This window comes from Streptomyces sp. NPDC031100 (assembly GCF_055570785.1).
Window position 1 is genome coordinate 95486 of sequence record NZ_JBVIGN010000008.1, and the last position, 8237, is coordinate 103722.

The 8237-nt window shown below is 71.2% G+C and carries 8 protein-coding genes and 2 pseudogenes; 5 read left to right on the plus strand and 5 right to left on the minus strand.

Annotated elements, in window-relative coordinates; all coding sequences use genetic code 11:
• The first annotated feature begins 109 nt into the window (after nucleotides 1-109).
• Both ACZ5DS_RS22965 and ACZ5DS_RS22970 read left to right on the plus strand, forming a co-directional pair.
• On the plus strand, nucleotides 110-733 hold the full coding sequence (locus ACZ5DS_RS22965; protein WP_468241527.1) for an RraA family protein: 624 nt from the start codon (nucleotides 110-112) through the stop codon (nucleotides 731-733).
• A gap of 12 nt (nucleotides 734-745) precedes the next feature.
• Nucleotides 746-1243 carry an HAD domain-containing protein gene (locus ACZ5DS_RS22970; protein WP_468241530.1) on the plus strand — a complete coding sequence of 166 codons (498 nt, stop codon included), beginning with the start codon at nucleotides 746-748 and terminating at the stop codon, nucleotides 1241-1243.
• Nucleotides 1244-1352: 109 nt separating this feature from the next.
• On the opposite strand, the gene ACZ5DS_RS22975 is transcribed toward ACZ5DS_RS22970, so the two are convergent.
• From ACZ5DS_RS22975 to ACZ5DS_RS22990, 4 genes and pseudogenes are all read right to left on the minus strand, one after another.
• Entirely contained in the window at nucleotides 1353-2123 is a 771-nt protein-coding gene (locus ACZ5DS_RS22975) for a S1 family peptidase (protein WP_468241533.1), read from the minus strand.
• Nucleotides 2120-2779 (minus strand): hypothetical protein, encoded by a 660-nt coding sequence (locus ACZ5DS_RS22980; protein ID WP_468241535.1) that lies wholly within the window; start codon nucleotides 2777-2779, stop codon nucleotides 2120-2122. Before ACZ5DS_RS22980 ends, ACZ5DS_RS22975 begins: the two co-directional genes overlap by 4 nt.
• Nucleotides 2776-5343, minus strand: a complete 2568-nt coding sequence (locus ACZ5DS_RS22985; RefSeq protein WP_468241537.1) for a DNRLRE domain-containing protein — start codon at nucleotides 5341-5343, stop codon at nucleotides 2776-2778. Before ACZ5DS_RS22985 ends, ACZ5DS_RS22980 begins: the two co-directional genes overlap by 4 nt.
• A 460-nt stretch (nucleotides 5344-5803) precedes the next feature.
• Nucleotides 5804-5923, minus strand: a pseudogene (locus tag ACZ5DS_RS22990) (MerR family transcriptional regulator); the annotation flags it as partial.
• Between the two features lie 287 nt (nucleotides 5924-6210).
• Here ACZ5DS_RS22990 and ACZ5DS_RS22995 point away from each other — a divergent pair.
• From ACZ5DS_RS22995 to ACZ5DS_RS23005, 3 genes are all read left to right on the plus strand, one after another.
• The gene (locus ACZ5DS_RS22995) at nucleotides 6211-6702 is read left to right on the plus strand and encodes a helix-turn-helix domain-containing protein (RefSeq protein WP_468241539.1); all 492 of its coding nucleotides are present in this window, start codon (nucleotides 6211-6213) and stop codon (nucleotides 6700-6702) included.
• A 79-nt stretch (nucleotides 6703-6781) separates the two neighbouring features.
• Nucleotides 6782-7378, plus strand: coding sequence for a hypothetical protein (locus tag ACZ5DS_RS23000; RefSeq protein ID WP_468241541.1), 597 nt, complete (start codon nucleotides 6782-6784; stop codon nucleotides 7376-7378).
• 106 nt (nucleotides 7379-7484) lie between these two features.
• Nucleotides 7485-7832 (plus strand): DUF2516 family protein, encoded by a 348-nt coding sequence (locus ACZ5DS_RS23005; protein ID WP_468242163.1) that lies wholly within the window; start codon nucleotides 7485-7487, stop codon nucleotides 7830-7832.
• Nucleotides 7833-7847: 15 nt separating this feature from the next.
• On the opposite strand, the pseudogene ACZ5DS_RS23010 reads toward ACZ5DS_RS23005, so the two are convergent.
• Nucleotides 7848-8183 (minus strand): annotated as a pseudogene (locus ACZ5DS_RS23010) (SpoIIE family protein phosphatase); the annotation flags it as partial.
• Nucleotides 8184-8237 lie beyond the last annotated feature (54 nt).

The following is an 8237-nucleotide window of genomic DNA, read 5'->3' on the forward strand; positions in this document are numbered from 1 at the left end:
AGCGGCGGGCTCCTCGCCCGCGCGGACCTCACTCAGAGGCCGGGCACCCAACTCGCTCACGGCACAAGGACGACCCGGCAGTCATGGCCGTGACGCTACCGTCGCTCTCATGACTGACGCCACCGAGTTCCAGGACATCCCCACGACGACCCTCGCCGACCTGCTCGGCCGCGACCAGGTCATGGACATCGGCATACGACCGCTGTGGGCCCCGGTGCCACGCGTCGCCGGTCCCGCCTTCACCGTGAGCTGCCCGCCCGGCGACAACCTGATGCTGCACGCGGCGATCCACCGCGCGGAGCCCGGCTCGGTGATCGTCGTGGAGTCGGGGGACCTGGACTGGGCGCTGGCCGGCGGAAACGTCTGCGCGGTGGCCCACCGGCGCGGTGTCGCGGCCTTCGTCGCCGACGGCCTGATCCGCGACCTCGCCGAGGTCCGCGAGCTGGGCTTCCCGGTCTTCGCGCGGGGCGTGATCCCGATCCCGGGCGCCAAGAAGGCCGTACGGCCGCTCAACGAGCCCGTGCGCTGCGCAGGCGTACGGATCGAGGCCGGGGACGTGGTCGTGGCCGACGAGGAGGGCGTGGTCGCCGTACCGGCCGCCCGCCGGGCCGAGATCCTCCAGGCGGCACGGGCGAAGCTGGCCAAGGAGGCGGCCGAGAGCCTGGACGACTGGGAGAAGGCGCACCGCACCCGGATCGACGCGATCCTCGCCGACCAGGGCTTCGAGGGCTGATCCTGGTCCTTGATGCTGCTCTTCCTCGACGTAGACGGTCCGCTCATCCCGTTCGGGGCGGACCGCGCGTACCCGGTCTACGACCGCGGCCTCGCCCTTCCGGGCGCCGATGCGCATCCGCTGCTGAACCGCGTCGACCCGGCCCTCGGCCGACGGCTCGCCGGGCTGGGCTGCGAGCTGGTGTGGGCCACGACCTGGATGGACGACGCCAACACGCTCCTGGCGCCCTGGCTGAGCCTGCCCCCGCTGCCGGTCGTCCGGTGGCCCGACGAGGAGGAGTCCCCTGACCTGCTGCACTGGAAGACCCGGCCGCTGGTCGACTGGGCGGCCGGCCGCCCCTTCGTCTGGCTCGACGACGAGGTGACCGCGGCCGACCGCGCCTGGGTCGCCGCCCACCATCCCGAACCGGCCCTCCTCCACCGGGTCGACCACCACTACGGCCTGACGGAGGCCGACTTCCGGTCGGTACGGGAGTGGCTGGAGGCGTATCGCAGGCAGGCCGCGGACTGAGACCGCGTCTGTGCGCTTGCCGGCCCGACGTGGTCCGTGCAGGCTCGGCCGAGGGCGCGCCCGACCGCCCGACGGCCCGCCGGCTGCCGTTCTGGCGGCCGTTGCCCGGTCAGTGCGGGTGAGTGATCCAGGGGCGCAGTGCGGCCACGCGTACGTAGGCTCCGACATCGTCGGGGCGACAGCTCGGTCCCCAGCTCACGATGCCGACGACGGTGTCGCCGCGGCCGGTGAGAACGGGACTTCCGGAATCCCCCGTGCACGTGTTCCTCGTCGCCGTCGCGTCCGGCCGTGCACAGAGCTGTGTCCGGGGGTTGGGCGGCGGGACACCGAGACCGCGCTCCGCGTCGGAGCAGTGCTCCTGGGGGACGAAACGCAGGGGTACGGGGGTGCGTCGGCACGGTGCCACTCCGCCGAGGCCGTTGCGTCCCCAGCCGTAGGCCGTTCCGGTGGCGGAGGGCGCGTCCTGAGGAGCGGGAAGCCTGGCGGCGGGTGTGGGCACCCCGTGCTCCAGGACCAGCAGAGCCGCGTCGACCGGGCCGCTGCGAGTGCGCGGGTGCAGGACGGCACGGATGACGTGGACACGTCGGCCGGGTACGGGCGCGCCCGGGCAGAGGTTGTCGGCTCCGACGACCACGTCGACGGAACCGGGGCGGCGGGCGCGGACGCAGTGGGCGGCGGTGAGGACCAGGTCGTCCCTGACGAGGATGCCGCCGCAGAACTGGCCGTTGAAGAGGTTTCCCCGCGGCGACGAGGAGTTGACCAGGGCCACGACCGCCGCCGGGGGCGTGGGCCCGGCCGGGCTGCCGGCGGAAGAGGCTGAGCCTCCCGCCAGCAGCCCGGTCACGAGCAGCGGCCAGGCCGCGGAGCGCAAGCGTCTCAACACGTGGGTGTCGTCTTCACGACGAGACTGGTGATGTTGTGCCAGCGGTACTTCGTGCCACCGACGTGGTAGTCCACGCTCACACCGGTCATGCGGACATGGCTGGTCCCGGTGACCCGCACGCCCACGACCAGATTGTTCGAGAGCGCGGGGGCGGTCGGGGTTGCCGGGGCGGCGGCCGCGGCTGCGGCCTGTGCCGTCTGCGTGGCCCCGTCGTCGGGGGTGCCGTCCCCCGGCTGGGGCGCGATGGTCGCCCCGACCGCGGGCCGGCGGTGGTCCCACGCGGGCGCCAGCCCGTCCAGGAAGGACCTGCGCGGGGGATAGTGGTTGTCGAAACCCACCAGCGTGTTGCGGGTGGTGAGGAGGACGGCGTCGACGAACTCCAGCCCGTGGGGCTGGAGCAGGGACACCTTGTCGATGACCACGTCCTTGCCGCCGTAGTTGCGCAGTACGTCGCCGCCGAAGGTCAGCCTCGCCCCCGCTTTGGCGGGCACACACGTCTCGGCCTGGTCGGGCTTGCCCCAGTCCGGGCCGTCCAGCGGCCCGCCGCCCGGCGTCGCCGACGCCGAGCAGCCGAGGAGGGTGCTCACCGCGGCCATGAGCAGCGCGGCGGAGAGACCCGTCCGGAGCACGGGACGGGACGGCACGGGCGTCACGGCCGGTATCCGCTGCTGGACGCGGCGGCGAGGAAGTTGTACACGTGGTCGGCGCCCGGGTAGTCGTTGGTTCCGCACATGTAGCGATCCGCGTGGAAGGTGTACTTGACCGTGGCGTCCGTGGTGTAGCCGGTGCGCGACGAGAGGTCGATGCCGATCGAGCCCTTGAGGCTGGCGCCGTCGGTCCAGGTGATGGCCTTGGAGTTCTTCTTGGTGAACTTCGCGCCGTTGAGGTAACGCGTGCAGTAGGTGGCTCTGGGCGCCCCCGCACCGGACACGTTCTCACCGCCGACGAACCCCGTCGACCGGGCCTCGTAGTAGTCCTTGTTGTTGTACTTCCCGTAGGCGCAGATCACGTGGTACTTGCCGTACTTGAACTGGGTCTGGTAGTACACGCCGCGGTGGTTGCCGTACGTCGGGTAGAAGTTGGTGATGGTGCTGCTCTTGGAACTCGAGCCGCTCGCCTTGAAGCTGCCGATGGCTCCCGATCCCGAGATTCCGACACCCAGCGTGCTGGACGCCCCCGAGCTGTAGGTCAGGGTGTGGTCCACGCCCGAGGTGACGCTGTAGGTCTGGCCCACGATGACCCACTTGGGGCCGTAGTTCTTCACCAGCTGGGCGCTGCAGCCCTTGGTCACGCCCGCGTCGAAGTCGGCGGAGCTGTCCGGGTCCGCGGCGGTGGGGTCGTCCGTCAGGGATGCCGGGACGTCGGTGTCCTCGGTCCGGCCGGCGGTGGAGTCGGCGGCGTCCGGGGCGGCGGACAGGCTCTCCAGGGCGAGGTTGGCGGTCACCGCGGCGGTGCTGGTGGTGAAGCCGGCGTCCGGCGCACCGCTGTCGGCGCTCGAGCTGCCCGAGGAGGAGTCGGGGGTGACGGCGGTCAGGTAGGCGGTGCCCGTCGAGGAGTTCGTGGCGCTGATCAGCCTGCGCGGGAAGCTGAAGTTCGCCTGGGTCGTGCCCGAGTAGGCGACCGTCTCGAAGTTGACGAGTCCGTCGCTGCCTGCCTGGGGGGCGAGGGACGAGACATCTCCGATGCGCAGGGCGTAGTTGCCCGAGCTGTCGGACACGGCTTTGGCCACGGGCTGCAGCTTGACGGTGTCGCCCTCCTGGAGGGCGTTCTCGCTGTCGCTGTCGGGCCAGGCGTACAGCACCACGTCGGCGTCGGTGACCGGCGTGCCGGCCGCGTTGGTGACGGTGCCGCTGCTGACGACGGGCGTGCTCAGCGACGCGGAGTCCTTCAGGCCGGCCACGTCGGTGTCCTCGTAGGTCACCGTCAGGTGCGGCACGTCGTCGCTGTCACCGGTGTAGTTGGCCGAGTAGTAGCGCCGCCAGGACAGTGAGTCGGTCTCGTCGACCGCGCTGAGCTGCATGCCGTAGTTGGGGGCGCCGTCCGCCCAGGCCTGCACGATGCTGTCGATGTCCCAGTGGCTGTGCGCGGCGGGGCACGCGGACGAGTACCCGTGGGCACCGGTGTTGACGACCTGGCCGGTGTTGGTCACGGAGGGCATGGTGTCCCAGGTGACGGCCGAGGAGTCCCAGGTGGAGGTCACCCGGCGCACCCGCACGCCCGAACCCGAGGTCGAGCAGGTGGACGACCAGTACGAGAACAGGGACAGGTCGGTGTCCACGATGTGCTCGCCGGTGAAGGCGGAGGTGTCGAACTTCAGGTAGGCCCGGGCCCGGTGGGTGCCGCCGTCGTACGAGCCGACCCGCAGTTCCGTGGACGAGCGCTGGGAGTCGAGGTAGTTCGGGCTTTCCAGCCAGGTGTCCGTGGTGACGGCCAGCGTCGTGGTCGGGTCGACGGTCACCGGGTACGTCGTCTCCGGCGAGTCGAGGAAGGCACGGTCCGGGGAGAGGACCAGGACCTGGCCCTCGGGGGTGTCCTCGATCCGGGAATCGACCTTGGCGTCGTGTGCCGGCAGCCCGGAGGCGTCGTTCACGGCCGAGTCCCACATGTGCGGGGCGGGCGCGTCGGCGATCGTCCGGCCCGAGGGGTCCTTCAGCAGCAGATGGCCGCTCGGGTCCTGGGAGACCTTCAGCCCGCCGGACGTGGTCAGCGGAATGCGGATGGTGGGGGCGTCGTCCGGGCGCCGGTCCAGGACGACCTGCTCGGAGAAGCCGGTGGGCAGGGCCTTGACGACCAGGTCACCGCCGGCGACCGCGTTGTCGTAGGTGGCGGTGTCGCCGTTCAGCGCGGGCGCGGGCAACTGGCCGGGCACCGACAGGCCCAGCCCCACCTTTCCGTCGCCGACCTTGGCGAACGGCCCGGAACCGCCGTCGGAGAAGGCAAGAGCCGCGGTGGTGGCCCCGGGCGTGACGTCACTACCGGTGTCGGCGAGCGTGGTGTCCACCGGGGTCCAGGATCCGTCGCGGCGGACCCGGATCGGGTTGCTGAACACCTCGGTGGTCAGAGTGCCGTTGGGGTTGGCCCACGAGGTCGAGTCGTCGGTGCGGTCCCCGGTGATCTCCACCCGCTTGCCCAGCTGCTGCGCCGCGGCCAGCGCCGCTGCGCGGTCCGGGGCGGCGGAGGGGGCAGAGGGAGCGGAGGGGGCGGTGTCGGAGGCCATCGCCGTCGCGCCGCCTCCCGAGGCGATGAGGGCGATGGCCGCCGCGAGTACGGTGAGCCGCGCAGCGGCCCGGTTTTCGGTGGGTCTCGTGCGTGGACGCCGTCTGGCCGGCGACGAGTTGCTGGTGAACAGGAGAATGACCCTTCTTGCGGCGCGAGCCGAGTGCTCGCCGTCGCTCGGTCGGAAGCGACGAGAAGGATGATCAACTCTTCATCGAACTCTCACAATCCCCTCACCCGTTGAAAACAGGCCAGTTGGCTGGTTCTTTGTCAAGTGCATGTCTATGCATGGGGGTTCGTTCATCTCGAACCCACTGCCGTTCACCTCTCACCTGCGTAAACACCCGGCAACCAGGCCGGCGGCACAGGGGGACCGGGCATGACCGCCCCGAGCGTGAGGACGGGGACCCCGGCCGTCGATCCGGCCAGGGTGATCGAAGGCGCGGCTGCGTTCAGCGGGGGTAACGGCGGTAGCCGGAGGCATCACACTCGGGCTCGGGCAACAGGCCGATGTGATGGTAGTGGCGAACGGTGCGCACGGTCACGCTGGCGGTTGCCGCGAACTGGCTGATCGTGAGCACCGTCCTCCTCCGGCTCTTCGTGAAACGTGGTCGTGCCACCGGGACGTCGGGAATGTTCGACCCGGCCCGCAGTTCGGTGGCGAGTTCGTGCGCCGTACGCGCGCGCAGTTGCCGCCACCGACCGGGCGGAACGATCGTGGAGAGCGCAGAAGGCCGGTACCCCGGACTGGCCGAGGCAGCCGCCGGGCGGGTCGCGTGCTCCGTCTCGGTGAATCCCGGGAGTGGTGCGGCTCGCTTTTGCAAGCAGGTGCTTGCAATAGTTAGCGCGGGTGGTGCAAGGTGGGGACATGGCATCGCTCAACGTCGGCAATCTCGGTGAGTACCTGCGCGAGCAGCGGCGCAACGCCCAGCTCTCGCTGCGGCAGCTCGCCGACGCCGCCGGGGTGTCCAATCCGTACCTGAGCCAGATCGAGCGCGGGCTGCGCAAGCCCAGCGCGGAGGTGCTCCAGCAGGTCGCCAAGGCGCTGCGCATCTCCGCCGAGACGCTGTACGTCCGCGCCGGCATCCTCGACGCCGAACGGGACCGGGACGAGGTGGAGACCAGAGCGGTCATCCTCGCCGATCCCACGCTCAACGAGCGGCAGAAGCAGGTGCTGCTCCAGATCTACGAGTCCTTCCGGAAAGAGAACGGGTTCGGGGTCGGCGAGACGACGGGGGATCTCGGTGAGGGGGTCGCGGAGGAACCGCCCAGCGACACCGATGTCCCGAGCGACACCGCCGTACGCGGCACCCGCACGGCCGGCGGCAGTGATGCCGGTCCGCGGCGGACGGCCGGATGAGAGCCGGACCAGGGCTCCGGCCGTAGCACCGCGGACCACACCAACCTCAGCCGAACGCGAATCCGGGAGGACCATCACCATGGCCATCACCGACGACCTGCGCAAGACCCTCAGCGACCCGACCCCGCTCTACTTCGCCGCCGGTACCGCCGACCTCGCCCTCCAGCAGGCCAAGAAGGTGCCCGCCCTGGTCGAGCAGCTGCGCGCCGAGGCACCGGCCCGTATCGAGGCCGTGCGCAACACCGACCCGAAGGCCGTGCAGGAGAAGGCCGCGGCCCGGGCCAAGGAGGCCCAGGCGGCCCTGCAGACCAAGGTCAACGAGTTCATCGGCACCCTCGACGTCGACCTGAAGAAGTTCGGCGAGAACGCCCAGGACCTGGCCCTGCGCGGGGTCGGCGTCGCCGCCGAGTACGCCGTGAAGGCCCGTGAGACCTACGAGAAGGTCGCCGAGCACGGCGAGCAGGCCGTGAAGACCTGGCGCGGCGAGGCTGCCGAGGAGATCGAGGACCTGGCGATCGCCGTCGAGGGCAAGCCCGAGCCGGTCGAGGCCGAGGAGGAGTCGAAGCCGGCCGAGGCCAAGGCCGAGCCCGCTGCGGCCAAGAAGCCCGTGGCGCGCAAGGCTCCGGCCCCCCGCAAGGCCACGGGCGCGAAGAAGACGACCCCGCCGGCGAAGTGAGCGTGACCGACGAAGCGGGTACGGGCCGGGCACCCTTGGGGTGTCCGGCCCGTTCTATGGGTACGGTGGCCGCGTACGGATCGGAAGGGAGCGGGCGGTGGGCAGCATGCTGATGTTGGGCTTCGCGGGGTTCATGGGGATCTTGAAGATCATCATGATGGCCCTCGCCGCCTTCGGGCTCTTCGACGCCGCGTTCCGGCGCGAGGACGCGTTCCGCGCGGCGGACAAGCAGAACAAGGTCTTCTGGCTGATCATCCTCGGCATCGCGCTGGTGGTCAGCTACCTGTTCTCGCTCCTGTCGATCCTGCCGATCGCCGGCGTGATCGCGAGCATCGTCTACATCGTGGACGTCCGGCCGGCGCTCAAGCAGACCGGAGGGGGCGGCGGCTGGGGCCGCCGCCGCGGCGGAAGCAGCAGCGACGGTCCGTACGGCCCGTACAACGGCCGCCGCTGACCCGAGACGGAGCGGTTACGGCGTGCGGTCCAGCAGGACCACCGCCACGTCGTCCGTCAGCTCGCCCCCGTTGAGGTCGCGGACCTCGTGCACGGCGGCGCGCAGCAGGTTCTCGCCGCGCAGGCCCTCGGCCAGCTGGCGGCGGATCATGTCCACCATCCCGTCCTGGCCGAGGCGCTCCCCGCCCGTGCCGACCCGGCCCTCGATCAGGCCGTCGGTGTAGAGCATCAGGCTCCACTCGCGGCCCAGCTCCACCTGCATCCGCGGCCAGCGGGCGCCGGGCAGCAGGCCGAGGGCGGGGCCGTTGTTGTCGTACGGCAGCAGTCGCGCGGCCCGGCCGGGCCGCGTGACCCGTCGGGGGGGGTGGTCGGCCCGGCACAAGCCCCCACGGTGGCCATCCGGCGC